Raw genomic sequence first — 25,631 nt, 5'->3', positions numbered from 1 at the left:
CCACCGGCCCGTGGGCCCCGGGCCCCGGGCCCCGGCTCTGCCGCTTCTCGCCGTCCTCGGTGCCTCACCCGCTCGCCCCGTTCTCACTGTTCCCCGTGGAGGTTCCCCGTGGAGCTCGCCCGGGTGCGGCTCCCCCGGATGCCGTACAGCCGTGCGCACCTCCCGGGCGAACACCCGTTTCCATCGATCGTGGCGACGGAGAGTGACGGTGTGCCTGTGGTGGAGTGAGCGGCGGGGGCCGGTACGGACCTGGCCCCGCGAACCGCACCCGGCACCGCATCCGGAAGGGGCATCCGAACGGAATGAGCTGAAACGCCATACCGAAGGAACGCGACGAGAGGATGTGCGATGCGCCGCACCCGGACGGAGGCCCTGCCCTTCACCGGTGGTCAGGGCGGGCGGGGCGCCGGACACCAGCAGCCGGGGGTACGGGCGCGTCCGTCGGGCCCCCGCCCCCTGAGTCCGGACCGCGACCACGACCGCCACGGCACCCCGGGTCAGGCCGTCATCGACGGGGACGTCGCCGGAGCCGTCGGGCACACGCTCACGCGCCTGCTGGACGAACGGCTCGACGACGCGCGGGCGGTCGACGCGCTCTTCGCCCGTGACGTGGCCGAGCGCGTCGCCCGCTTCACCCTCGGCGGCGGCCGGCGCATGCGCTCCCAGTTCCTCTGGTGGGGGCTGCGGGCCTGCGGCGGGGGCTCGGACGCGGGACAGAACGAGGCGGCACTGCGGCTGGCAGCCGGGCTCGAACTCATCCAGACGTGCGCGCTGGTCCACGACGACGTGATGGACGGTTCGCCACTGCGCCGGGGCGGCGCCGCCATCCACACCGATCTGGAGGCCCAGTACGGCACCCGGGACGCTCGGCGGCGGGGGGAGTCGTTCGGCAGGGCCGCCGCCATCCTCGTCGGTGACCTCGCGCTGGTGTGGGCCGACGACACGGTGGCGGGTACGGCCCTCGCGCCGGACGCCCGGCAGCGGGTGGGCGCCGTCTGGCAGGCCATGCGGACCGAGATGGTCGCGGGCCAGTACCTCGACCTCCAGGGTCAGACGACCGGCTCCCGGTCCATGACGACGGCGATCCGGGCCGCCGCGCTGAAGAGCGCGCTGTACTCCGTGGAACGGCCCCTCGCGCTCGGCGCGGCCCTGGCCGGCGCGGACCAGCGGACCACCCGGGCGCTCTGCTCCGCGGGCCGCTGCGCGGGGATCGCGTTCCAGCTCCGCGACGACCTCCTCGGTGTGTTCGGCGACCCTGGCCGCACCGGCAAGCCGTCGGGCGGCGACATCCGGGAGGGAAAGCCGACCTATCTGGTGGCGTTGGCACGGGCGCGGGCCGAGGCCGCCGGGGACACCGGCGCGCTCGCCCTGCTGGACACCGCGGTCGGCGACGCCGACCTCTCCGACGACGCTCTGGACCGGGTCCGCGCCGCGCTGGTCGCCACGGGGGCCCGCGCCGCGGTCGAGACCCGGATCGAACGGCTGGTCGCGCACAGCACCCGGCATCTGATGGGCGTGGTACTCACTCCCCCGGCCGACCGCCGGCTGCCCGAACTCTTCCGCGCGGTCGCCGGTGTACCGCTCGGCACGGCGTCCGGCACACCACCCGAGCCGCACGAGCCACCCGAGCCACCCGAACAGCACGAACAGCCGCAGCCGCATGAGCCGCCGGACGGGTCCGCCGCGACCGCACCCCGCCGGACCCGTCCCGAAGCGAGGAACCGATGAGAACCCTCACAGGGCCGACAGACCATGTGGTCGTCGTCGGGGCGGGACTCGCCGGTCTCTCCGCCGCACTGCACCTCCTGGGCGCGGGACGGCGCGTGACCGTGGTCGAACGCGACCCTCTGCCGGGTGGCCGGGCCGGACTGCTCGAACAGGGCGGCTACCGGATCGACACCGGCCCCACCGTCCTGACCATGCCCGACCTCGTCGACGAGGCGTTCGCCGCAGTGGGCGACAGCCTCGCCGACCGGCTGGACCTCGTCCAGTTGCACCCCGCCTACCGGGCCCGGTTCGCCGACGGCGGCGGCCTCGACGTCCATACCGACGCCGAGGCGATGGAGGCCGAGATCGAGCGCTTCGCGGGCGCGCGCGAGGTCGTCGGGTACCGGCGGATGCGGCGGTGGCTGGAGCAGCTCTACCGGGTCCAGCTACGCCGCTTCATCGACACCAACTTCGACTCGCCGCTCCGGCTGGCGCACCCCGATCTCGCCCGCCTCGCGGCGCTGGGCGGCTTCGGCCGGCTGGACGCCCGTATCGGCCGGTTCATCTCCGACGAACGGCTGCGCCGCGTCTTCACCTTCCAGTCCCTGTACGCGGGGGTGGCACCGGCCCGCGCCCTGGCCGCCTACGCGGTCATCGCCTACATGGACACGATCGCGGGCGTGTACTTCCCCCGGGGCGGGATGCACGCCCTGCCCCGGGCGCTGGCCGACGCCGCCGCCGACGCGGGCGCCGACTTCCGCCACGGTCACGACGTCGTCCGGCTGGAGCGCTCCGGGGCACGGATCACGGCGGTCGTCACCGACCGGGAACGGATCGCCTGTGACGCCGTGGTGCTCACCACCGAACTGCCCACCGCCTACCGACTGCTGGGCCACCGGCCGCGCCGCCCGCTCCGTATCCGGCACTCGCCGTCCGCCGTGATCCTGCACGCGGGCACCGATCGCACCTGGCCGGACCTGGCCCACCACACCATCTCCTTCGGCTCCGCCTGGCGGGAGACCTTCCACGAACTGACCCGGGAGGGGCGGCTGATGTCCGATCCGTCGCTGCTGATCACCCGGCCGACGGCGACCGATCCGGCGCTGGCTCCCCCGGGGCGCCATCTCCACTACATCCTGGCGCCCTGCCCCAACACCGAGATCGGACCCGGCGCCCGGGAGTGGCGGGATCTCGCACCCCGCTACCGCGACAGCCTGCTCACCGAACTCGAACGCCGGGGTCTCGACGGCATCGGCGCGGCGATCGAGGAGGAGTGCCTGGTGACGCCCGCCGACTGGACGGCCCAGGGGCATGCGGCCGGTACGCCGTTCTCGGCGGCCCACACCTTCGCGCAGACCGGGCCGTTCCGGCCCCGCAACCTGGTGCGCGGCACCGAGAACGCCGTACTCGCCGGCTGCGGGACCACTCCGGGGGTCGGCGTACCGCCCGTACTGATCTCCGGGAAGCTCGCCGCGGCCCGGGTGACCGGAGTCGGACGGAGCCGCGCGGCCCGGACGTTCACCGGAGCCGCCCGACCAGCCGGACCCGCCGGACCAGCCGGAGCCGCCGGAGCCACCGGAGCCACCGGAGCCACCGGGCCGACTCGACCCGCCGGAACCGTCCGGAGGGACGGAACCACCGGCACGACCACGGAAGGGAGGCCGGCGTGACCAGGCGCGAACTCGACGCGGCGGGCATCACCGACCCCGACCTGCGCCTCGCCTACGCCCGCTGCCGTCGGCTCAACGCCCGGCACGGCAAGACGTACTTCCTCGCCACCCGGCTCCTGCCGATCGAGCGGCGGCCGGCCGTGCACGCCCTGTACGGATTCGCCCGCTGGGCCGACGACATCGTGGACGATCTGGAGTCCGATGCCGCACCGGCCGAGCGGGCCGCGGCGCTGGGGGCCCTGCGGGAGCAGCTCGAATCCGCCCTGCGCGCCGGGACCGGCACGGAGCCGACCGTGACGGCACTCGCCCACACGGCGGCCCGGTACGACATCGACCACCGGCACTTCACGGACTTCATGACCTCCATGGCCCAGGACCTGGAGGTCACCGAGTACGCCGACTACGAAGCGCTCCGCGCCTATATGCACGGCTCCGCCGCGGTGATCGGCCTCCAGATGCTGCCCGTGCTCGGCACCGTCGTCCCGCGCGAGGTGGCGGCCCCGTACGCCGCCGCACTCGGGACGGCCTTCCAACTGACCAACTTCCTCCGTGATGTCGGGGAGGACCTGGACCGGGGGCGGATCTATCTGCCCGGAGACCTGCTGGCCGCGCACGGGGTCGACCGGGAACTCCTGCGCTGGAGCCGGGCCACCGGCTCCCGTGACCCGCGGATCACCGCGGCCCTCAAGGCCGCCGCCGCGCTCACCCGTGAGGTCTACCGCGAGGCCGCTCCCGGGCTGCGGATGCTGCACGCCGTGTCCCGGCCGTGCGTCCGTACCGCCTTCGTGCTGTACCAGGCGATCCTGGACGCCGTCGCGGACGACGGGTACGCCGTACTGCACCGCCGTGCCGTGGTCCCCAGGCGCCGCCGCGCCGCCGTGGCCATCGACGGGCTGGCCCGGCTCGCCGCCGCCCGGGTACGCGCCCCCGGCACGACCGGCCCGGCCGCGGAAGCCCCGTACCCCCGCCACGAGGTCGTCCGGGAGCGGGCGCGGAAGGAGACGGCATGACCACCGACGACGCCGAGAACACCCGCGGCACCGCGGGCCCGGTGAGCTGGCCGCTGCGGCTGCGCCGCCGTCCCGTTCCGTGGGAGAGCCAGCGGCCCACCTGGCGCGAGGCCAGGCCCGACATCATCGGCGGGGCGCTGAAGCGCGCGCTGGCCCGACCGGCCGGCAACTGGTACGTGGTGGGCGGCAGCCGGGAGATCGCCTCCGACCGGCCGCTGGGGCGGACGGTCGCGGGCATCGAGATCGTCCTCTGGCGCGACGCCGGGGGCGTGCTCCGGGCCGGACCCGGCAGTTGCCCGCACCTCGGCGCGCCGCTGAAGGACAGTCCGGTGCGGTGCGGCACGCTCATCTGCCACTGGCACGGCCTCCCGTTCGACGGTGGTGCCACGGCGGGCTGGGAGCCCTACCCGGCGTACGACGACGGAGTGCTGATCTGGGTACGGCTGGACGCGGCCGGGGGCGAGGAGCCAGGGGTCCGGCCGGTCGTCCCCGAACGGCCGGACCCCGCCGCGTCGGTGACGGCCGTCTGTACGGTCGCCGGGCGCTGCGAACCCGACGATGTCATCGCCAACCGTCTCGATCCCTGGCACGGCGCCTGGTTCCACCCGTACTCCTTCGTCGATCTGACCGTGGTCGGCACACCGGGCGACGGCAACGGGGACGGCGGCGGCAACGACGACGGGGACTGCTTCGTCGTGGACGTCTCCTTCAAGGTGGCCGGACGCGCGGTGGTCCCGGTCCGGGCCGAGTTCACGGCGCCCGGGCCGCGTACGGTCGTCATGCGCATCACCGAGGGGGAGGGCCGGGGCTCCGTGGTGGAGACCCATGCCACCCCGCTCGGCCCGGACCGAACCGGACAGCCGCGCACCGCCGTAGTCGAGGCGGTGATCGCCGCCTCCGGGCGCCGGGGGTTCGCCGTGGCCAGGGCCACGGCGCCGGTGCTCCGCCCGCTCATGCGCAGGACCGCGGGGCGGTTGTGGCGTGACGACATCGCCTACGCGGAGCGGCGTTGGGAGCTGCGCCGCACGGGCCGGTTCCCGGGCTGAGGCCCCGGGTGAGGCCCCGGCCTCGGGGTGTCGGGGCCGGGGCCTGAGGTGAGGTACGGAGGCGGGGGTGCGGGCCTCGGGGCGTCAGGGCGGGGCGTCCGGGACGCGGGAGCGGGCGGTCCGGGGATCGGGGGTGGGCGGTCCGGGGGTCGGGGGTGGGCGGTCCGGGGGTCGGGGGTGGGCGGTCCGGGGAGCTTCAGACCCCGGCCAGCCGGTTGAGGGCGCGCAGCGCGCGCACCCGGCCCTCGGCCGGCACGGTCCACAACGTCTGTCCCCGCACGCCCCAGCGTTCGAGCTGCGCGTTCGCCGCGAGGAAGCCCGTCGTGGCCGCCCGCTCCATCAGCGCCACCGGCAGCTCCGTACGCACCAGGTCCCCCGCCAGCGTCACGGTCGGATCGGGGGTGCGCACCCCGGGCCGGTCCCGGTGACCGCCGACGGCGAACAGCGGGCAGTCGGAACGCCACTCGTGCCGTACGTCCACGATTCGGGCGTCGCCGGTCTCCGGGTACACCCGGCGCAACTGGGCGAGCAGACCGTCCTGTTCGGTCGCGTGGTCGGCGTCCGGGTCGACCGCGTACGCATGCAGTTCGACCACCGAGCCGCCGGTACGGGCCGACCAGCGCGCCGCCTCGCCCTCCCAGCGCTCCAGCACGCTCACGTTGTCCAGCGGCCCGTATCCACTCGTCCCCAGGAACCCGGGGCGGTCGGCCGCCACCCGGCGGTCCAGCCAGACCCGGGTGACCAGGAACGGGGGTGTGGTGCGCAGCCCCTGGACGCGGGCGCGCCAGCGCTCGTCGCCCAGCAGCGGCGAGCGGGAGACGACGCCCTGGAGACCGCCCGTGTCCAGCGCCAGGACCACACCGTCGTGGCGCTCCGCGCCGTCCCCGGTGACGACCAGCGATCCGTCGCCGTCGGGCCGTACGCTCTCGACGGCTTGTCCCGTCCGCACGTCCACGCCGTGCGAGGTGAGATAGCGCCCGAGCGGCTCCCACAGAGCGGTGGGGAACGGCTCGTCGGGCACGTCGAAGAGCAGGCCCTCGCTGGAGCCGAGGAAGTAGATATGGAACATCAGGACCAGTTCGGCCGCCGAGAGTTCACGCGGATCGGCGAAGAAGCTCCGGGAGAACACCTCGAACGCCAGGTGGTCCGCGGCGCGCGGGAAGCGGATCCGGTCCAGCAGCTCCCGGGCGCTGACCCCGTCGAACCGCTCGTACACCTCCGGTACCCGGACGTCCAGCAGGGGGAGCGCGGCGCGCGGGTTCATCGCGGCGAGGTCGCGCCAGCCGAAGGTGGGGCTCAGTGCGACGAATCCGAGTGCGCTCCACGGCGGAGTGCGGGGCACCCGGGCGAAGCTGTCCTGGAGCCCGCCGCTGTGCCGGAGCGGGTAGTCGGGCAGTCCGGTGAGCATGGCGAGGCCGGGATCCACCCGGCGGAGCAGCCCGCGCAGGTTGTAGTACTGGCGGAAGAACGCGTGGAACCCACGGCTCATGGTTGCCCGTGAGCCGTCGGCCAGCTCCACGGGCCAGCCCGCCAGCCGGCCGCCGAGCTGGTGGTCGCGCTCGTACAGGGTGACGGCGACGCCCCGTTCGGCCAGCCCGGTGGCGGCGGCGAGGCCCGCGATACCACCGCCGATCACCGCCACGCTGGGTGGTTCGCCCGAGACGCGCGGGCGTCCCGGCCGGGGGGTCAGCACTCGGGCGCGCCGGTCGCGTCCCCGGCGCGCGGCGCCGTTCAGCGGTGTGGCCCATCGGCTCATCGCGCGGCCCGGCGCGAAGAGACGGGGCCGAAGGCCCGGTACGGCGCGGCGGCGGCTCGGTACGGCGCGGCGATGGTGGAGCGGGCGCCCGCGCGCGGCGGAGTCATCTCGGATCGTCCCTCTCGTCGGAGGCATCTGGGGGCTCGGGATCATTTGGGGCTTCGGGGGGCTTCGGGGCGCGGTGCGTCAGGCCGTCGCCCGGTGGTGGGGCGGGCCGGGGCGTCTGCGCAGCCAGGGGAGTTCCACGGCGGTGCGCAGCATGGGGCGGACAGGGGTGCGCAGTCCGATGGTGAGGTCCTCACTCCAGCGGGTGCCGCCGTCGAGGAAGCGGAGGAGCCGTTCCATCGGCACCCCCCGGAACAGACCGGTGAAGAACTCCGCCCCGTCGACCCGGCCGGTGTCGAGCGCGCGCAGCAGCACCGCGTCCATGGCGAGGGAGCGGGCCGGGTGAACGGGCGGCGGCAGCGGTGTCCGCCCCCGCCGATACGCCTCGGCGACGGCGCGCGCCTGACGCTGCACGGCGGCGAAGGTGTAGCCGGTGGACGGGCGGGTCGCGCCGCCCGCGGTGCCGATCCGGAAGACCGAACTCCCCACCCGGCGCGGAAACCGGGCGTCCGTCATCGGGATCGCGCCCTGCTCGACCCCGGTCACCTCGAAGCGGTCCAGGCCGAGCACGTCCACCGCGTAGTGACGCAGCGCCCGTTCGTAGCCCTGGTCGTCGAGGGCGGCGGCGGAGAACTCCGTGTACTCCACCAGCGCTTCGTACGGGCTGGTCGGCAGGATGTAGCCGAACGACAGGCCGTGGGCGGGCCGGGGCGTCCGGAAGTCCATCAGATCGGCCACCCGGGGGTCGAAGACCGGTCGGGCGGCGCGGATGAACCAGCCGCGGAAGTGCTGGAGCAGAGCGGTGCGGCTGGGCGGCAGCTCGGGCAGCGGGCGGGAGTCGAACACCCACCGGGCCCGCAGCGTCAACTCCTCACCCCCGGCGGTGGTGCCCCGCACCCGGGCGCCCCGGCCCAGATCCTGGATCTCTGCGACCGTCGCCTCGATGCGGCGCAGGCCCGGCTGACCGTGGAGGCGCGCTCCGACCAGCGCTTCGAACGCGGTGGAGCGCAGCATCTTGTACCGCAGCGGGGCCGGCCGGCCGACCAGCGACTCCCCGTCGGGGCCCCGTACCCGCAGGGCGTCCCAGACCCCGGAGACCGCTGCGTCGTACTCACCGTCGGGCCGTTCCCAGAAGCACCAGGTGCGTTCGGGGGGCCGGGCCGGGCCCGGCGGGGCGTCGATGATCGTCACGGTGGGGCGGGGGCGGCCCGGCGGGGCGGCGCAGAGCCGGTGCGCGAGGGAGAGTCCGGCCGCGCCCGCGCCGATGACGGCGATCTCGCTGTCCCGGCTGTCCCGACTGTCCCGGCTTTCGCTCACGCGGCCCCTCCCCTTCTTCCTCGCCGTGCCGCCGCCCCGCCACCGATTCCCTTCGGGCCGGTCTCCTCCTCCGGCCGCCACCGTGATCCGGTCCGGGGCCGCCGGTGGGGCAGGACGGTCGGTCCGGATCCAGGGCGGTCCGGATCCAGGGCGGGGGCCACGGCACCCACGATTCCGTACCCGAGGGGCATTCGGATGCGGTGGCGGTGCCGGTGTCGCCTGTCCGCCGGACGGCGCTCCCCCGTTCGCGTCGTTCGCGCGCGTCGTTCGGAGCGCCTCACCCCGGGGTCATCGCCGGCTCATCGCCGACTCATCCAGGGACTGGACCCGTCGAGTTCGAGCGAGCGCCGGAGCCGGTGGAGTCCGCGGCGGGTGTGGCTCTTCACCGTGCCGAGCGGGAGTCCGGTCCGCTCGGCTATCTGTGTCTGGGTCAGGTCCTGGTAGAACGCCAGGTCCAGGACCTGGCGCTGGGCCGAGGGCAGCCGGGACATCTCCTGGGCGATCAGCACCCGGTCGAGTGCGGCCTCCGGGCGGGCGTCCGGGGCCGGCCCGGACGGGCCGCCTCCCACCGCTCCGACGGCGACGAGTTCACCGCGACGGGTCCGCGCGGAGAGGGCGTCGGCGGTCTTCCGGCGCGTGATGCCGACGAGCCAGGCGGAGAGCGGGCCACGTTCCGGCCGATAGCCGTGCCGGCCGCGCCACGCGGCGAGGAAGACCTGCTGGGTGACGTCCTCCGCCTCCCGGGGGTCGCCGAGGGTGCGGGCGGCGAGCCGGTGCACCAGGGCGCCCCAGTCGCGGTAGAGGGTGGCGAAGCTCTGTTCGTCGCCACCGATGAAACCTGCCGCCAACTCCGCCGCTTCGGCCGCCGCCGCTGTGCTCGGCGGTGCCACCGGGGCCGGGGCCGCCGCCGGGTCCAGGTCAGGGGCCGGTTCCGGCGCCCGCTCCGCCGCCCCCCGGCGCTCCGCGTCCCACGCGCCGCAAGGCACGTCCCGCACGCCGCAAGGCACCTCGACGGGCTTCCGCCCCGGCGCGGGACCCGGGCCCCGCGCTACTGCCGTCGTCGCCATGGCTCCGCTCCTCCTGCCTGACCCGGCACTCCGGTCGGACCGGACGGGGCATGGCCGACCGGTACCCCGCCGCCGGGACGCCCCGCGGCGCCCCGGTGGCCCCAAGGCTTGGGGTTGGCGAACCAGCCCGGCAACACGCGTCGATTGTGCGTCGTATGCTGCACGGATGAGCGACACTCCGGCCGGGCGGCGATCGGACACCACCACGACGGGACTGACCACCGGGGCCGTGGCACGGCGCTTCGGCGTCGCGCCGACCACCCTGCGGTCGTGGGACCAGCGCTACGGCATCGGCCCGGCCGCCCGCGAGGACGGCCGCCACCGGCGCTGGACCCCCCAGGACATCGCACTGCTGGAGCGCATGTGCGGGCTGACCGGCGCGGGAGTGCCTCCCGCCGAGGCCGCGCGGGCCGCTCTCACGACCGGGCCGGAGTCCGCCGGAGGGCCGTCCGACCGGGGCGGCCGGTCGATTCCGCCGCCCCGGAGCGCGCCCCCACCGGGTAGCGGTCGCCGCGAGAGCCGGGGGCTGAGCCGGGCGGCGGCACGACTCGACTCGCACGCCATCGACACCTTGCTGACGTCCGCCGTCGCCGACTTCGGTCTGATCGGCGCATGGGACGAAGTGATCATGCCCACGTTGCACGCGGTGGGGCGTAGATGGGAAGCCTCGGGCGAGAAGTACATCGAGGTCGAGCACCTGCTGTCCTGGCACGTGTCAACGGCCCTGCGCCGTGTCGCCGCTCCACCCGTCCGACGGTCGCCGGCCCCGCCGGTGCTCCTGGCGTGCGTCCCCGGCGAGCTGCACACGCTCCCGCTCGAAGCGCTGGCGGCGGCCCTGTCCCAACGCGGCCTGCCCGTCAGCATGTTCGGAGCGGCGGTACCGGTCGAGGCGCTGGAGGAGGCGGTCCGCCGGACCGGGCCCGTCGCCGTCGTGCTGTGGGCCCAGTCCCTGGGCACGGCCAGCCGTCCCCTGGTGCAGCGTCTGACTTCCATGGAATGGGGCGTACGGGGCGCCCGCACCCGCCCCACGGTGCTGGTGGCGGGCCCTGGCTGGGCGGGGCCTCCCGTACCCGGCACCCTGCGTCCGCACCGGTTCCGTGACGCGCTGGAGGCGCTGCTGTCGGTGTCCGGCCGGCGAGCGGCGGAGTAGGCGGAGGGAATGAGCCGGGTGCGGCGGCGGTCGCGGCGCCCCTGATCCCGAGCACGACCACCACCCGCGACCCGGCACCCCGACCGCGACCACCACCCGCCCTGAGCCCGCCCTCGTTCTCAGGGACCGCCCCGAGTCACGGGCAGTCGGTCCGCTCGTGGTCGTCGGGCAGTTTCAGCAGCGGGTCGATGCCCGCCTTCAGGTACTTGAGCAGCGTGCTGTCCGACACCGAGGCCAGCGCCGGGGTGCGGATGGCCGTCCGCATCAGGGTGGTGCCGAGCAGCCAGGCCGAGAGCAGCTCGGCGCGGAGCTCGGCGTCCGGCCCGTCGAGGCGTTTGGCGAAGCTCTCCGAGAAGATCTCGGATATCTCGTCGCGGAGCCGTCCGACGGCCTCCTCCCGGCTCGACGAGCGGAGCACGCACAGCACCGGGTGGGGGACCTCGTCCTCGCTCGGCGCGTTGGCGACGACGTCACGGACCCAGGCCGCCACGTCCTCCAGCGGTAGGCAGCGCAGCGGTTCGAACATGGTGGTGCTCGTTGACACCACCTCGAACAGTGCTTCTTTTGAGCCGAAGTAGCGGTAGACGAGGGCGGCGTCCACACCGGCGTCCCTGGCGATATCGCGCACGCTGGTGCCGTTGTAGCCGTACCGGCCGAAGCGCAGGGCGGCGGCACGTGTCAGGGCGGCGCGTGTGCTCGCCGCGTCGTGCTTACGGGCCTGCGAGGGGGCAACGCCGCCTCGCCTCGATTCGGCCGACGTGTTCACCTGTCATACCTCCGCCTGGTCATGCCGCACGTACTCCCGGTCCACTTACTCGATGTCCAAAAGTCATCGACCGTTGTCATCGATCGTTGACCCACGGCTGAACCGACCATATTTTTCTGGTCACCGGACGGTGACATCGGACGCTACCTTCCCGCTCCTCCTGACCGGGACGACGGCGTCCGACTCGCTTCTTCACGCCTCGTCGGACGTTCGCCGTCCAACAGGGCTCGCAGGGACAGTGGTTCGCGCGACCGCCACTGTCAAGGTCGCCGCTCCGGCCGATGCATCGGCCCAACCACCATGCGCCCCACCTCCGTACCCAGCAGAAGTGGTGATCTCCCGTGCGTGAACGACGCGTCGCCGTCATCGGCACCGGCTACGTCGGCCTGACCACTGGCGCCTGTCTGGCAGCCGTCGGCCATCGAGTGGTGTGCGCGGACGCCGACCACCGCAAGGTCGAGAGACTCGGGCGGGCGGAGGTCGACATCCTGGAGCCGGGACTGCCGGAGCTCGTCAGGGACGGACTGGACTCCGGCCGTCTCACGTTCGTCGGGGACTCCCGCGCCGCCGTCGGCGAAGCCGACGTGGTCTTCCTCTGCCTGCCGACCCCGATGGGCGTCGGCGGCGCCGCCGACCTCGCCGCCGTCGAGGCCGTGGCCGACGAAGTGCGTTCGGCCCTGCGGCGCTCGGCGGTGGTCGTCAACAAGTCCACGGTGCCGGTCGGTACGACGGAACGCGTGGCGGCGCTGCTCGGCCGGCCCGACATCGCCGTCGTGAGCAACCCGGAGTTCCTCCGGGAGGGCCACGCGGTCCAGGACTTCCTCCATCCCGACCGTGTCGTGGTGGGCGCCGCCGACCAGGAGGCCGGCCAGCGGGTGGCCGAACTCTACGCCGAGCTGGACGCCCCGGTCGTCCTCACCGACCCCGCCAGCGCGGAACTCACCAAGTACGCGGCGAACTTCTTCCTGGCCATGAAGCTGTCCTTCGCCAACAACCTGGCCACGCTCTGCGAACGCTTCGACGCGGACATCCACGACGTCGTCACCGGCATCGGCCACGACCCGCGCATCGGCAGGGCGTTCCTCGACCCCGGCCCCGGCTGGGGCGGCTCCTGTCTGCCCAAGGACACGCACGCACTGCTGACCGTCTGCGAGGAGTCCGGAGTGGATTTCCCGCTGCTGCGCGCCACCATCGACACCAATGTCGAGCACCAGCGCCGGCTGGTCGAGCGAGTGGTGGCCGGCTGCTCCCCGGGGAACGGCTCGCTCCGCGGCGTACGGCTGGCGCTGCTCGGTCTGACCTTCAAGGCGGGCACCTCCGATCTACGGGACTCGCCGGCGCTGGCCATCGCCCGGCTGCTCAAGGAGCGGGGCGCCGATCTGTACGCATACGATCCCGCGCTCAGTGAGTCGCCCCCCGACCTCAGCGATCTGCTCACCATCACCGACAGTCCGGAGCGGGCGGCCGACGGGGCCCGCGCCTGTGTCGTCCTCACGGAGTGGCCGCACTTCCGCGAGCTCGACTGGGAGGCCATGGCCGGTCTCCTCGAAGCCCCGGTCGTCTACGACTTCCGCAATCTCCTCGACCCGCTCCGACTCGATCGCGCCGCGCTGTCCTGGGAGGGCATCGGCCGCTCGTACGCGATGGCGGGCTGACTGACCCGGGCCCTCGTTCGTGACGGCGCCGCGACTCGACCCCGTACGCAGATGGCGGCCCGGACCGACCCCGTAGGCGACGGGGCCGGACGACCCCGTACGCGACTGCCGCGACGGGCGCGGGCCGACCCGGGAGGCCCACTCCCCCGACGCCCCACCAGCCGACTGGACCCCGCAACAGAAAGGTGTCATTCGTGCGCATCCTGGTCACAACCCTCGGCAGTCCCTCACACGGGCGTGCCCAACTCCCCCTGGTCCGGGCGCTCGCCGCGGCCGGCCATGAGGTGCTGGTGGCCACCATCCCGGCCCTCGCCACGGTCTTCGAACACGACGACGTCCGGGTGACCACCTGTATGGCCGATTTCGTGCCGGGCGCGCACGCAGCGGCCGAGCTGAAGGAGCTCGTCGAGCGGCCCGACCTGGACGACGAGCAGCAGCGTGCGGAGCTGTTACGCGTCATGTCCCGGACCCTGTCCGGCCCGATGGCGCAGGAGATCCTGGACTCCGTGCTCCCGGTGGCCCGAGAATTCCGGCCCGATCTCATTCTCCGCGACGGTATGGACATGAGCAGCGTCCTCATCGGCGAACTGCACGGCATACCGCAGCTCCCCACCCCGTCCGGGGCGAGCAACTGCTTCGATCCGGGCGAGATCCTGCCGGGGCTCAACGTCCTGCGCGAGACGCTCGGACTGCCCGCGCTCGACGATCCGCTGTCGATCATCCCGCGGGGGCGCATCGACTACGTGCCCCCCGCGCTCTCGTTCTCGCAGCACCTGCCGGCGTCGTGGTCGTACCGGCAGACGGTGGGCGTGGACCGCGCCTCCGTCCTGCCGCAGTGGGTCGTGGACCTCCCCACCGAGCGACCGCTGGTGTTCGCCGCCATCGGCACCGCGCTCCCCATGGTGCACAAGCAGTTGAATGACGAGGACGCTCCGGAGATGCCGTTCCGGATGCCGGAGCCGGCCGACACGCTGCGCTCGATCATCCAGGCCGCCGCACAGCTCGACGAGTGCACCGTGGTCGTGGCGACCTCGGGCATCCCCGCGGACACGGACGGTCTGCCGCTGCACGTCCGGGTCACGGACCGGCTGCCGCAGCCGATCCTGCTGGAAGCCGTCGATCTGTTTCTCACCCACGGCGGGTTCAACAGCGTCCGGGAGTCGCTGCGCACGGCCACGCCCATGGCGGTGCTGCCCCAGTTCGGTGACCAGTACAGCAACGCGGAGCGCGTCCAGGAGCTCGGACTCGGCCGGTGGATCACCGATCCGACGGCGGACGGCATCGCGACCGTCTGCCGTGAAGTGCTGGCCGACCCCGGTATCGGCGCGGTGGCGCGTTCGGCCCGTCTCGCGATGCTGGGACTGCCGGAGGTCGAGAGCGCGGTCGCCGATCTGGAGAAGATCGCCGGATAGTCCGCGCCGCCACGGGACCGGGGCCCGGCACGCGCGACCGGCGCGGGCCCGGCCCCGGTCCCGACCGCCCCGCCCCGCCCCGCCCCGCCCCCGCAGGACAACCAGGACAACCGCAGGCACGGAGCACAGACGTGCGGCAGAGAAGGTGCCGATGGCTTCCCCACTCCTCGCGATCGTCCGAGCCGTGCCCCCGGCAGCCGGCCCGGCTCCCCGCCCCCGCCCGTGCGCGGCGAGGGAGGCAGGGTGAACACCCCGGAAGCGGCCCCGGACGACACGGCGGACGGCCCGGTGGCGGAGTCGGCCGCCCCCGCCCGGCTGACGCACCGGCAGATCGTCACGGTGCTGTCCGGTCTCATGCTCGGCATGTTCCTCGCGGCGCTCGACCAGACGGTGGTCTCCACCGCGCTGCGCACCATCGCCGATGACCTGAACGGACTGACCGCGCAGGCGTGGGTGACGACCGCGTACCTCGTGGCGGGCACCGTCGCCACTCCGATGTACGGAAAGCTCTCCGACATCTACGGCCGCCGCCCGGTCTATCTGTGCGCGATCGTCATCTTCACCGTCGGATCGCTGCTCTGCGGATTCGCCACATCGATCCATCAGCTCGCGGGGTTCCGCGTGGTGCAGGGGCTCGGCGGCGGCGGGTTGATGTCCCTCGCCATGACGGTCATCGCCGATATCACCTCACCGCGCGAACGTGGCCGCTACCAGGGCTACATCACGGCGGTCTTCGCCGGCGCCAGCGTCATCGGCCCGCTGGTGGGCGGGGTGTTCGCGGAGCGCGCCACCCTGCTCGGGGTCGCCGGCTGGCGCTGGATCTTCCTGGTCAACGTGCCGCTGGCGGCGGTGGCCGTCATCGTGGTCCTGCGTGTGCTGCACGTACCGCACCAGCCGGTGCGACACCGGCTGGACTACGGCGGGGCGGCGACGCTGACGATCGGCGTCGTCCCCCTGCTCGTGGTCGCCGAGCAGGGCCGCGGCTGGGGCTGGGGCTCTCCCCCGGCACTGGCCCTGTACACGGTCGGGCTGCTCGGACTGGCCGCCTTCGTCCTGGTCGAGCGCCGGATGGCGGACGCCGCCCTGCTGCCGCTGCGGTTGTTCCGCATCAAAGCCTTCCGACTGGGAACGGTGCTGCACTTCGTCGTCGGGATCGGAATGTTCGGCGCGATGACGATGCTGCCGCTGTACTTGCAGATCGCCCGGGGCATGAGCCCGATGGGGGCGGGGTTCGCCTCCCTGCCCACGGTGGTGGCCAATGTGGTGGTGACGCTGGTCGTCGGCCGGCTGATGTCCCGGACGGGGAAGTTCAAGGTCCATCTGGTGGCCGGGGTCGGGTCCCTCGCCGCCGCCATGGCGGTGTTCGCGACCCTCCGGGTGGACAGCCCGCTCTGGTACATCTCCATCGGCATGGTGTTCCTGGGGGCCGGACTGGGCGCGGCCATGCAGACGATCACCACACTCGCCCAGTCCGAGATACCCCGGCAGGACATGGGGGCGGCGACCGCTTCGGTGAACTTCTTCCGGTCGAACGGCGGCACGGTGGGCACCGCCGCGTTCCTCTCGATCCTCTTCTCGCTGGCGGTGCCGCGGATCGGCGAACGCCTGACGGCGGCCTTCCAGGACCCGTCGTTCCGACGGCTGACGGAGGAGCCGGCGAACGCGGTGCCGCTGGAGGGTGTCATCCGCGCCGACGGCAGCGTGGATCTGGCGGATTCGGCCTTCCTCGACGTCGTGGATCCGCGGATCGCGGCGCCCTTCCTGGAGGGCTATGTGAGCGCCATGCAGGCCGTCTTCGTCACCGGCACGGTGGTGGCCCTGATCGCCCTGGTGATCGCCGCCTGGCGGGTGCCGGACACCAGGCTCTCGGCGGATTGACCGTCCCGGACGTGCTCCGTGCCCCACGGGCCGGCGTCGCGTATCCCGTATCCCGTATCCCGTATCCCCAAGTGTCAACGGGCGCGCATCGCCGGTGACTTGGTCTAGACCTGGCCAGCGGGGCGGGGCTACGCTCGGGCTTGGTCTAGACCGCACTGCTTGGGTCGCCTTTCCCCACGCACTCCAAGGCGACCACCCCCACACCTCCCTCAGGAGCGAAGTATGCGCAGAAAGATCACCTCCGCCCTGCTCGGCCTCGGCATCGTCGGCGGCTCACTCCTCGCGACCTCCGGCAGCGCCCAGAGCCATGGCTACGCCGACTCCGCCGTCAGCCGCCAGCAGCTCTGCGGCGCCGGCACCGTACAGAACTGCGGGCAGATCCAGTGGGAGCCGGAGAGCGTCGAGGGCCTCAAGGGGTTCCCGAGCCGCGGACCCGCCGACGGGAAGATCTGCGCCGGTGGCAATGGGCGCTTCTCCGAACTGGACGACCCGCGCGGCGGAGCCTGGCCCACCACCAAGCTCAACTCGGGCCAGAGCCACACCTTCAGCTGGCGGATCAAGGTCCGGCACGCCACGTCCGACTTCCGCTACTTCATCACCAAGGACGGATACAACCCGGCCAATCCGCTGACCCGGGCCGACCTGGAGCCGCAGCCCTTCCTCACCGTGCCGTTCGGCGGGGTGCGCCCGGGTGCCACGGTGAGCCACACCGGCACCCTGCCCCAGAAGTCCGGCAGGCATATCGTCCTCGGCGTCTGGACGATCGCGGACACCGCGAACGCCTTCTACGCCTGCTCGGACGTACGGTTCTGACACCGCACGGACACCGCTGACGCCCCGCGGCGTTGGGCGGCGGCCGGGTCGTGGGTTCGCCACGACCCGGCCGCCTGGGGGGGGATCAGTCCGTACGGTCGGTGTTCGTCACTCCGCCGCCACCGTGGTCGGCCGCTCGGGTACGGTCGCCTCCCAGGGCGCGGGGCCGGTACCGTCCGCCCAGGCGGCGAGCGCCCGGTGGTCGAAGCAGTGGATGCCGCACTCCGCCGCGTAGTCGGCCGCGGGCTGGGTGAACTCACCGGTGGTCACGATCGCGGCGACATCCGCCGCGTGAACGGCGAAGCAAGTGCCGCCGAAGCGCTGGGTGTCCTGCGAGCCGACCTTGTTCACCGGACCGTAGCGCTTGCACTGGATGACCACGCGCAGGCCGCTGGGGGCGATGGCCGTCACATCGGCACCGAGGTCTCCGGCGCCGCCGTTGACCTCCACGTCGCGGCAGCCGTCGCGCTCGCACAGGGCCGCCACGGCCTGCTCGAAGACCAGCGGATCCATGGAGCCGAAGTCAACGGGGCCGGATGCGGGGCCGGGTTCGGGCTCGTATTCGTCCCCGTACGCGTACTCGTGCCCGGCGGGCTCCGGGTCGGCCGGGGCGTACGGCTCAGGGGCGAAGGGCTCCGGGTCGAAGGGCTCCGCTCGGGTGGGCTCCGGCGCCAAACGTGCCCGCTCGACCGGCTCGGTCTCGGGCTCGACGAGCGCCGACTCCGCGGGGGCGGGATGTACGGGGGCGGTCGCCAGGGGCTCCGCACCGAGGGGCTCCCGCGCGTGGGGCACCTCCGGATGCGCGGCCGGCCACCGTGCCGTCCGCATCCGGGAGCGGCGGCGCGAGCGCACGACGGTCACGAGGAACGCGATGACCGCCAGGGCCGCCACCACCAGGACCAACGGGCCGTACTCGCCCGCGGCCCGGGTGAACGACCGCAGCGCGAGCCCCGCTCCGCAGAGCAGAGCGGCGGCCAGCCCGAACGCGAGCACCGTCTGGCGCAGACTGAACGCCGGGCCGCGCCGCCGTCCGTCGGCTGTGTGCCGCCGCTGTGCCGTCATGGCGGATGACTGCCTTCCTGCTCGGCGGGTACGGGGACTTTGAAGACACGACCTAGGGGCGCGCGTCACCGGCGCGGGCCCGCCGCGTCCGGACCCGCGCCGGGCTCGGGGTGGTTGCCCGAGCCCTGGTCATGGGCGGCCAGCGGAGTGGGCGAGAGATCGGTCGGTGCCTCGCCGGGCTCCAGCAGGGTGTCGGCGGGGCCGATGATCCGCTGGTCGGGGGTGCCGACCGCGTCCGGGTCCTTGGCCGGGTAGTCGCAGCGCCGCAGCAGATGCCGGATGGCTTCGAGCCGTCCCCGCCGCTTGTCGTTGTTCTTCACCACGGTCCATGGGGCGTGCGGGGTGTCCGTCGCACGGAACATGTCCACCTTCGCGGTGGTGTAGGCGTCCCAGAGGTCCAGTGAGGCGAGGTCGGTGGGGGAGAGTTTCCAGCGACGGACCGGGTCGACCTTGCGGATGGCGAAGCGGGTGCGCTGCTCACCGCGCGAGACCGAGAACCAGAACTTCACCAGCACGATTCCGTCGTCGGTCAGCATCTTCTCGAAGAGTGGTGTCTGTTCGAGAAAATGCCGATACTCCTGCGGGGTGCAGAAGCCCATGACGCGTTCCACACCGGCCCGGTTGTACCAGGAGCGATCAAAGAAGACGATCTCACCCGGCGAGGGCAGATGGGCGACGTACCGCTGGAAATACCATTGGCCCGACTCGCGTTCGGTGGGCTTGTCCAGCGCCACCACTCGGGAGCCACGCGGGTTGAGTCTCTCGGTGAATCGGTGAATGGCACCGCCTTTACCGGCCGCGTCACGTCCCTCGCAGACGACCACGATCCGCTGGCCGCTCTCCTTGGCCCACTTCTGGAGCTTCAGGAGTTCGATCTGAAGCAGCCGCTTGCGCTGTTCATAGGCGCGCCGCGCGATTTTGTGGTCGTACGGGTAGTTCTCGCGCCAGGTGGCGATGGGGCTGCCGTCGCCGTCCAGCAGGATCGGCTGCTCCGGCCGCGCCTCGTCCACCCGGAGGCCGTGCAGAAGGCTCTCCCCGTCGCCCGCCGGTGTGTCCGTGCGGCGGGGCGCGGACGGTGGCGGCCCGTCGCCACTCCCCCGCGGCTCGCCGGATGCGGGAGCGGATCCCGGCCGGGGGTGTCTCTCGGTCGGCATAGGTCTCTCCTCGGGGCCGGGTGTCATGGTCGCTGCGCGATATTCCGCGGCTACCCGCTCTTGGGAGACTCATACCAGGTCACGATGGGTTTGCCAGCACCAACCGGGCCGTCCGCCGGTCTGTCTGTCGGCCGTCGCCACGGGGCGGGAACTCCCCGCGACGCGGCGCGGTGGGCGTCCCGTGCCGTACGGGACGCCCACCGTCACACCGGGGCACGACGGTCAGTGACCGGAGCTGTAATAGCCACCGAGCTGATCGCGGTAGGCCGGGTCTCCGAGGTGCTTGTCCTTGTCGAACTCCGGGGACGCCTTGATCTCGTCCTTCGTACGGGCGACGCGGATCGTCCGGTTCTCGTGGTCGACGCTGGTGACGGTGCCGGCCGGCAGCATCACTTCCTTGCCGAAGATCCACACTCCGGTGTCGACGACGATGTACTGCGAGCCGACCTCGGTGGAGTACTTGTCCACCTTGCCGATATGGCCGTCCGTCGCCTCGACGCCGTATCCGGTGAGGTCGTCGTCCGCGGTGTGACCGGCCGTCGGAACGTAGGACCACAGGTGCTCAGACATGAAATACTCCTTCGTCTGTCAACGGTTCACCATTACGCCTCCACGGATTTCCAGTTCCCGATTTTCCGGGCTGACCGTGTACCGCGATTCCGGTGAATGTTGTGAGGATTACTCCACACCATCTGCCCGGATCCCCGACCGGTACTCCATTGCGGGCAGCAACTTTTCCGATGCGCACGGAAACCCCCGGCCGGAGTGCCTTTTCCGTCGACGTCAGGAGCACCGGAGGGCGGTCCGACGCGGCAGGGCTCAGTCGGGCCGGGCGGCGCGGTAGGGGCTCAAGCGGGCCGGGGCTCAGCCGACCCGGGCCGCTCCCGCGCTTCCCAGCGGTATGACGAGCGGGCTGCCGGCGACGGGGTCCTCGATGATCGTGCAGGGGAGCCCGAAAACCTCGTCGACCAGTTCCTCGGTGATGATCTGCGCGGGCGCGCCCTCGGCGACGACGGCGCCGTCCTTCATGGCGATGACGTGGTTCCCGTAACGCGCGGCCTGGTTGAGGTCGTGCAACACCGCGACCAGGGTGCGGCCCTCCCGGTTGAGGCGGGTGAACAGCTCCAGCAGTTCGATCTGGTGCGCGATGTCGAGGAAGGTCGTCGGCTCGTCGAGCAGTAGCAGCGGGGTCTCCTGGGCGAGGACCATCGCCACCCAGACCCGCTGGCGCTGTCCGCCGGAGAGTTCGTCCACCGGACGGGCCGACAGCGCGGTGACGTCCGTCGCCGCCATGGCCCGCAGCACGGCGGCCTCGTCGGCGGCCGACCACTGCCTGATCAGTTTCTGGTGCGGGTGCCTGCCCCGGGCGACGAGGTCGGCGACCGTGATCCCGTCGGGTGCGAGTGAGGTCTGCGGGAGCAGTCCGAGCACCCGGGCCACGTCCTTGGACCGGTAGGAGGTGATGGCCTTGCCGTCCAGTACCACCTGGCCGTTGGTCGGCTTGAGGAGCTTGGCGAGCCCCCGGAGGAGGGTGGACTTGCCGCAGGCGTTCGGTCCGACGATGACCGTGAACGATCCGTCCGGTATCCGTACGGACAGATCCCGCGCAATGGTGCGGCGGTCGTAGCCGATGGTGATGTTCTCCGCCCGCAGCCGGGCCGATGTCGTGTCCGTGACGTCCGTCATTTCCGTCGTGTCTGCGGTGCTCGTGGTGTCGGTGACGTCCGTGGTCTTGTGTATCTGGGCTCTGGTCATGTCCGGTTCCTCGGGTTCTTCGGCTGGCTGCGGTGGGGTCAGGCGGTCCTGCGGGCCTCGCGCACCAGCAGCCAGACGAAGTACAGGCCACCGATCGAGACGGTCACGATGCCGACCGGGAGCTGTACCGGGGCGAAGAGACGCTGGCCGATCAGATCGGCGAGGACGAGCAGGAACGCTCCGACCACGGCGGACGGCAGCAGCGCGACCGACGACGAGCGGGTGACGCGCCGGGCGATCTGCGGCGCCACGAGGGAGATGAAGGCGATGGGTCCGGCGGACGCCGTCACCAGCGCGGTGAGCCCCACCCCCAGGACGACCACGGTCAGGCGTAGGGCGTTGGGTCGGGTGCCGAGCGCCGCCGCCGCGTCGTCGCCGAGTTCGAGCTGTCGCATCCCCGGCCCGGTCGCCAGGGCCAGCGGTATCAGCACGGCGAGGATGGCCAGGACGGGCCAGAGCTGGTCGTACCCGAGGCTGTTGAGGGAGCCGCCGCCCCAGACGACGGCCAGCATGGCTTCCTCGATGTCCGTCCTCAGCACCAGCCAGGTGTTGAAGGCGCCGAGCATGGCGGAGATGGCGATACCGACGATGATGAGCTGGAACGCCTGGGTCCCCTGGCGGTAGGCGAGGACGAAGACCAGGAACGCGGTCGCGATGCCGCCCAGCAGGGAACCGGCGGCCACCTGGTAGTAGCCGCCGCCGGTCAGCAGCATGACGACGAGAGCGCCGGTGTAGGAACCGGAGGAGAAGCCGATGATGTCGGGTGAGCCGAGGGGGTTCCGGCTGACCGACTGGAAGATCGCTCCGGCGACGGCCAGGGCCGCGCCGAAGAGCACGGCGAGCAGCGCCCGGGGGAGCCGCCACTCGATGACGATCTTCCTGGTGCCCTCCGCCCCACCGCCCGTCAGCGTCCGGATCACTTCGCCCAGGGGAATCTCGTAGGTGCCGTACGCGAGGGAGACGAGCACCACCGCCGCCGTGAGCACCAGGAAGACGGCGCAGGTGACGGCGGTGCGCACATCGAAGCGGAGTGACCAGCGGGGGCCGCGGGACACGAGGACGGGGCCGCCGAAGTCGATGGATGTACCGCTCACAGTCCGCTCACCTTCTTGCGGCGGACGAGCAGGATCAGCACCGGGGCGCCGATGAACGCGGTCACGATGCCTACCTGGAGTTCCTGGGGGGTGAGGACGATTCTGCCGACGGTGTCGGAGGCGATCAGCAGGATCGGTGCGCAGACGGCGGTGTACGGGATGATCCAGCGCTGGTCGGGGCCGATGAACCAGCGGGCGACATGGGGGACCATCAGGCCGACGAAGCCGATGGGCCCGGCCGCCGCGGTGGCCGCACCGGCCAGCAGGGTGACGGCGATGACCACGGTCACCCGGGTGCGGCCGATGCTCGCGCCGAGGGACCGGGCGAGGTCGTCGCCGAGTGCCACGGCGTTCAGCGAGCGCGCCGCGACGACGGCCAGCACCAGACCCGCCCCGATGAAGGGGAGGACGGTCCAGAAGATGTCCCAGCCCCGGCCGGCGAGCGATCCCGCCGCCCAGCCCCGCGTCCCGTCGAGGACCTCGGGTTTGAGCAGGACGATGGCGGCGGAGACGCCGGCCAGCACCGCGCTGAGCGCGACGCCGACGAGGGTCAGCTGCACCGGTGTGGCGCCCGCCCGCCCCGCCGAGCCGAGCAGGTACACCAGGGTGGTGACGACGATCGCCCCCACGAAGGACATGCCGAGGTACTGGCCGATGGAGGAGAGCCCGAGGAAGGCGACGCCGATGGTGACGGCGAATCCGGCGCCGGCGTTGACGCCGAGGATGCCGGGGTCGGCCAGTGGGTTGCGGGTGAGGGCCTGGATGAGGGCGCCGGAGACGCCCAGCGCCGCCCCGACGATCAGGCCGAGGAAGGCGCGCGGCACCCGGAGGTCGCGGACGATGAAGGCGTCCTCCGACCCGTCGTAGGCCGTCAGCGCGTTCCAGACGTCCCCGAGGGGGATGGACTTGGCGCCGAAGGCCAGGCTCACCACCAGGCATACGGCCAGCGCGGCCAGCGCGATGAGGAGTCCGAGGGCGCGGCCCGCGTTGGTGCTCACCAGACCGGGACCGCGGCGGTCCCCGTCGTCCCGGCCGTCCCCGCCGGACGGCCCGGACGGCGGGGCCTGGTACCGTCCGGGCCGCCCGGCCGGAGCGGCGGCCACTGTGGTGCTCATAGCCCGAGACGCTCCAGCTGTACTTCGTAGAGGTCGCGGCCGAGTTCCTGGTCGCCGGTCTGTTCCCAGACGCTTTCGAGCCGGGTCACGGTCTCGTCGTCGAGGGCCTCGTACCGCTTCAGCCATTCCTCGTGCTTGAACGTCCAGTAGCCGATCACGGCGTACCACTCGGCCGACAGCCGGAGTTCATGGCGCAGGTACCGCCGTGCGTTGCGGAGTTCCTTCGACTCACCGGCGACCCATACGTAGGTGCCGGGCGTGACGGTGAGTCCGCGGAGCGCCTCGGTGATGGCGCTGGGCGCGACGCCGTTTCCGCGCCGGGGGATCCAGCGCACATCGAGCCGCGCGGCGGGGCTGGTCAGTTCGATGGCGTGGGAGGCGTCCGCGATCTCGATGACGGCCGTGGCCTCGGTCCCTGGTTCCATTTGTTCGAGGAGGCGTCCCAGGGCGGGCAGTCCGGTGGCGTCGGTGACGAAGATCTGCCGGGCCGCGCCGGCCGGGGGCTCGTACAGGCGGCGGGGTGCGCCGAAGACGATGCGGTCACCGGGTACGGCGCTGGTCGCCCAGCCCGCCGCGCGGCCGTGACCGTGCAGGACGAAGTCGATGTCCACCTCGCCGGCGGCCGGGTCGAACCGGCGGATCGTGTAGGGCGCGACATGCGGGTAGCGGCCTTCGGGGTAGTGCCAGTTGCCGTCCTCGCCGACCTCCGGGAGGACGGGTTCGGCTCCCTCGTCGGGGAAGTGCACGCGGACGTACTCGTCGCCGATGCGGGTCGATGGGTAGTCGCGCAGCGCCTCGGCCCGGAGGGTGATCCGGGTCATGCCCGGGGACAGCGACCGTGCTCCGGTCACCTCGGCGAGGACGTACCCGGGGGCGCCGGTCACGACCCGACCTTGGCGTCGATCCGGGCGAGGACCTTGTCGAGCTGGTTCAGGGACTCCGTGCCCCACTCGAAGGAGGAGACCACGGCGGCCGGGGTGTTCTCGAAGACGAGGCCGTTCTTCACCGCCGGGAGGTTCTTCCACACCGTGTTCTTGGCGAGGGAGGTGACGAAATCCTGGATGCCGTATCCGTGGATCAGGATGTCCGCGTTGGACAGCTTCCCGATCTGTTCGATCGACAGCCACTGGCTGACCGTGCCGGGCTCGCCCTTGTGCTCGCCCTTGGTGAAGGGCCGGAACTTGGCTCCCACGGCGTCCCAGGCGGGGACGTAGAAGTGGCCGGCCGGGTAGGTGCCCCAGGTGGTCATATCCTGGCCATAGGCGAAGACGGCGATGGTCTTCTTGGTCAGGATGTCCGCGTACTCCGTCTTCAGCTCGGCCGCGCGCTTGCGGAACACCGCCTGCTGCCGCTTCCCCTCCTCGGCCTTTCCGACGGCCGCGGCGATCATCAGCGTCCGGTCCTCCCAGGCGCCGACGCCCGAGGCGTCGAGCTGTACGACGGGGGCGATGCTCTGGAGGCGCTTCAGTTCGCCCTTCCGGAGGAAACGCGTCTCGGCGAAGATCATGTCGGGGTTCTGCTGGGCCACGGCTTCGACGTTGAGCTCGTAGTAGGTCCCGACGGTCGCGGCCTTGCGCAGCGCCTCGTGGTAGCGCTTGGGGCGCAGGTTGGGATCGGGGTCGTCGAATCCCTCGACGACACCGATCGGCTTGACCCCGAGGTCCACCAGGGCGGCGGGCGAGTAGAAGTCGACCGAGACGATGCGCTTCGGCTTCGCCGGCACCTCGACCTTGCCGGCGATGTCGGTGACCGTGCGGGTCGCGTCGTCCGAGGACTTCCCGGATTCCGTCCCACCCGCCGAGCAGGCACTCATGACCAGCACAGCGGCGAGGCCCGCCGCGGCTGTCGCAAGAGACCTGGCTCTCAGCCGGCGGGATACACGGGTGGTGCGGCGTGTCATCGGACTCCTTCAGGAACCCCGTACGCGGTCGACGGACCGGCGAATTCGGGCTTAGGGCAGGCTTGCCTAAGTAAGGTAACTCAGCCCCTATGAGGGTATGGCGACACTTTGTTCCGGTTTCACGACACGGTGGCCCGGAGGCGGCTCAACGGCACGGCGACGGTGCGGCCCCGGATCGACTCAACGGCGCGGCAAGGCA

Annotated in this window: 21 protein-coding genes; 9 read left to right on the top strand and 12 right to left on the bottom strand. The window is 72.4% G+C overall.

What is annotated here, in order from left to right:
- Positions 1–348: 348 nt before the first annotated feature.
- Genes ACH4S7_RS29855 through ACH4S7_RS29840 form a run of 4 tightly spaced genes read left to right on the top strand, consistent with a single transcriptional unit; the run spans position 349 to position 5,433 of the window.
- A complete protein-coding gene (locus ACH4S7_RS29855; RefSeq protein WP_398524448.1) occupies positions 349–1,728 on the top strand; it encodes a polyprenyl synthetase family protein in 1,380 nt (459 codons plus the stop codon).
- Complete coding sequence (gene crtI / locus ACH4S7_RS29850; RefSeq protein WP_398524447.1) at positions 1,725–3,377, top strand: phytoene desaturase family protein; 1,653 nt, start codon at positions 1,725–1,727, stop codon at positions 3,375–3,377. Before ACH4S7_RS29855 ends, crtI begins: the two co-directional genes overlap by 4 nt.
- Positions 3,374–4,387, top strand: coding sequence for a phytoene/squalene synthase family protein (locus tag ACH4S7_RS29845; protein ID WP_398524446.1), 1,014 nt, complete (start codon positions 3,374–3,376; stop codon positions 4,385–4,387). Before crtI ends, ACH4S7_RS29845 begins: the two co-directional genes overlap by 4 nt.
- Entirely contained in the window at positions 4,384–5,433 is a 1,050-nt protein-coding gene (locus tag ACH4S7_RS29840) for a DUF5914 domain-containing protein (protein ID WP_398524445.1), read from the top strand. Before ACH4S7_RS29845 ends, ACH4S7_RS29840 begins: the two co-directional genes overlap by 4 nt.
- A 196-nt stretch (positions 5,434–5,629) precedes the next feature.
- Here the strand turns inward: ACH4S7_RS29840 and ACH4S7_RS29835 are convergent, their stop codons facing one another.
- The 3 genes from ACH4S7_RS29835 to ACH4S7_RS29825 form a co-directional block, all read right to left on the bottom strand.
- Positions 5,630–7,189, bottom strand: coding sequence for an FAD-dependent oxidoreductase (locus ACH4S7_RS29835; protein WP_398524444.1), 1,560 nt, complete (start codon positions 7,187–7,189; stop codon positions 5,630–5,632).
- Between the two features lie 186 nt (positions 7,190–7,375).
- Positions 7,376–8,611: a lycopene cyclase family protein gene (locus tag ACH4S7_RS29830; protein ID WP_398524443.1), complete on the bottom strand. Its 1,236-nt coding sequence runs from the start codon at positions 8,609–8,611 to the stop codon at positions 7,376–7,378.
- 299 nt (positions 8,612–8,910) lie between these two features.
- Positions 8,911–9,528, bottom strand: a complete 618-nt coding sequence (locus tag ACH4S7_RS29825; RefSeq protein WP_398524482.1) for a sigma-70 family RNA polymerase sigma factor — start codon at positions 9,526–9,528, stop codon at positions 8,911–8,913.
- Positions 9,529–9,844: 316 nt separating this feature from the next.
- Here ACH4S7_RS29825 and ACH4S7_RS29820 point away from each other — a divergent pair, with 316 nt between their 5' ends.
- Entirely contained in the window at positions 9,845–10,828 is a 984-nt protein-coding gene (locus tag ACH4S7_RS29820; RefSeq protein WP_398524442.1) for a MerR family transcriptional regulator, read from the top strand.
- A gap of 136 nt (positions 10,829–10,964) precedes the next feature.
- Here the strand turns inward: ACH4S7_RS29820 and ACH4S7_RS29815 are convergent, their stop codons facing one another.
- A complete protein-coding gene (locus ACH4S7_RS29815; RefSeq protein ID WP_398524441.1) occupies positions 10,965–11,594 on the bottom strand; it encodes a TetR family transcriptional regulator in 630 nt (209 codons plus the stop codon).
- Positions 11,595–11,935: 341 nt separating this feature from the next.
- Between ACH4S7_RS29815 and ACH4S7_RS29810 the strand changes: the two genes are divergently transcribed.
- The 4 genes from ACH4S7_RS29810 (at position 11,936) to ACH4S7_RS29795 (ending at position 17,352) form a co-directional block, all read left to right on the top strand.
- On the top strand, positions 11,936–13,249 hold the full coding sequence (locus ACH4S7_RS29810) for a UDP-glucose dehydrogenase family protein (protein ID WP_398524440.1): 1,314 nt from the start codon (positions 11,936–11,938) through the stop codon (positions 13,247–13,249).
- Positions 13,250–13,443: 194 nt separating this feature from the next.
- Positions 13,444–14,661: a glycosyltransferase gene (locus ACH4S7_RS29805; protein ID WP_398524439.1), complete on the top strand. Its 1,218-nt coding sequence runs from the start codon at positions 13,444–13,446 to the stop codon at positions 14,659–14,661.
- Between the two features lie 243 nt (positions 14,662–14,904).
- Complete coding sequence (locus ACH4S7_RS29800) at positions 14,905–16,539, top strand: MDR family MFS transporter (protein ID WP_398524438.1); 1,635 nt, start codon at positions 14,905–14,907, stop codon at positions 16,537–16,539.
- Positions 16,540–16,761: 222 nt separating this feature from the next.
- On the top strand, positions 16,762–17,352 hold the full coding sequence (locus ACH4S7_RS29795) for a lytic polysaccharide monooxygenase (protein ID WP_398524437.1): 591 nt from the start codon (positions 16,762–16,764) through the stop codon (positions 17,350–17,352).
- 108 nt (positions 17,353–17,460) lie between these two features.
- On the opposite strand, the gene ACH4S7_RS29790 is transcribed toward ACH4S7_RS29795, so the two are convergent.
- The 8 genes from ACH4S7_RS29790 to ACH4S7_RS29755 form a co-directional block, all read right to left on the bottom strand.
- Complete coding sequence (locus ACH4S7_RS29790) at positions 17,461–18,414, bottom strand: restriction endonuclease (RefSeq protein ID WP_398524436.1); 954 nt, start codon at positions 18,412–18,414, stop codon at positions 17,461–17,463.
- Positions 18,415–18,479: 65 nt separating this feature from the next.
- Positions 18,480–19,568, bottom strand: a complete 1,089-nt coding sequence (ppk2, locus tag ACH4S7_RS29785) for a polyphosphate kinase 2 (protein ID WP_398524435.1) — start codon at positions 19,566–19,568, stop codon at positions 18,480–18,482.
- A gap of 222 nt (positions 19,569–19,790) precedes the next feature.
- Positions 19,791–20,138, bottom strand: a complete 348-nt coding sequence (locus ACH4S7_RS29780) for a PRC-barrel domain containing protein (RefSeq protein WP_398524434.1) — start codon at positions 20,136–20,138, stop codon at positions 19,791–19,793.
- A gap of 294 nt (positions 20,139–20,432) precedes the next feature.
- Entirely contained in the window at positions 20,433–21,254 is an 822-nt protein-coding gene (locus ACH4S7_RS29775; protein WP_398524481.1) for an ABC transporter ATP-binding protein, read from the bottom strand.
- Positions 21,255–21,361: 107 nt separating this feature from the next.
- Positions 21,362–22,417 (bottom strand): FecCD family ABC transporter permease, encoded by a 1,056-nt coding sequence (locus ACH4S7_RS29770; protein ID WP_398524433.1) that lies wholly within the window; start codon positions 22,415–22,417, stop codon positions 21,362–21,364.
- Positions 22,414–23,532: a FecCD family ABC transporter permease gene (locus ACH4S7_RS29765; protein ID WP_398524432.1), complete on the bottom strand. Its 1,119-nt coding sequence runs from the start codon at positions 23,530–23,532 to the stop codon at positions 22,414–22,416. The genes ACH4S7_RS29770 and ACH4S7_RS29765 overlap by 4 nt, the downstream gene beginning before the upstream one ends.
- Positions 23,529–24,416, bottom strand: coding sequence for a siderophore-interacting protein (locus ACH4S7_RS29760; RefSeq protein ID WP_398524431.1), 888 nt, complete (start codon positions 24,414–24,416; stop codon positions 23,529–23,531). The genes ACH4S7_RS29765 and ACH4S7_RS29760 overlap by 4 nt, the downstream gene beginning before the upstream one ends.
- On the bottom strand, positions 24,413–25,432 hold the full coding sequence (locus ACH4S7_RS29755) for an ABC transporter substrate-binding protein (protein WP_398524430.1): 1,020 nt from the start codon (positions 25,430–25,432) through the stop codon (positions 24,413–24,415). Before ACH4S7_RS29755 ends, ACH4S7_RS29760 begins: the two co-directional genes overlap by 4 nt.
- Positions 25,433–25,631: the final 199 nt, after the last annotated feature.

The organism is Streptomyces sp. NPDC020965, from assembly GCF_044333555.1.
Lineage (GTDB): Bacteria > Actinomycetota > Actinomycetes > Streptomycetales > Streptomycetaceae > Streptomyces.
Note: the sequence above shows the minus strand (reverse complement) of the source record. Positions and strands in the feature narration are given on the sequence as shown.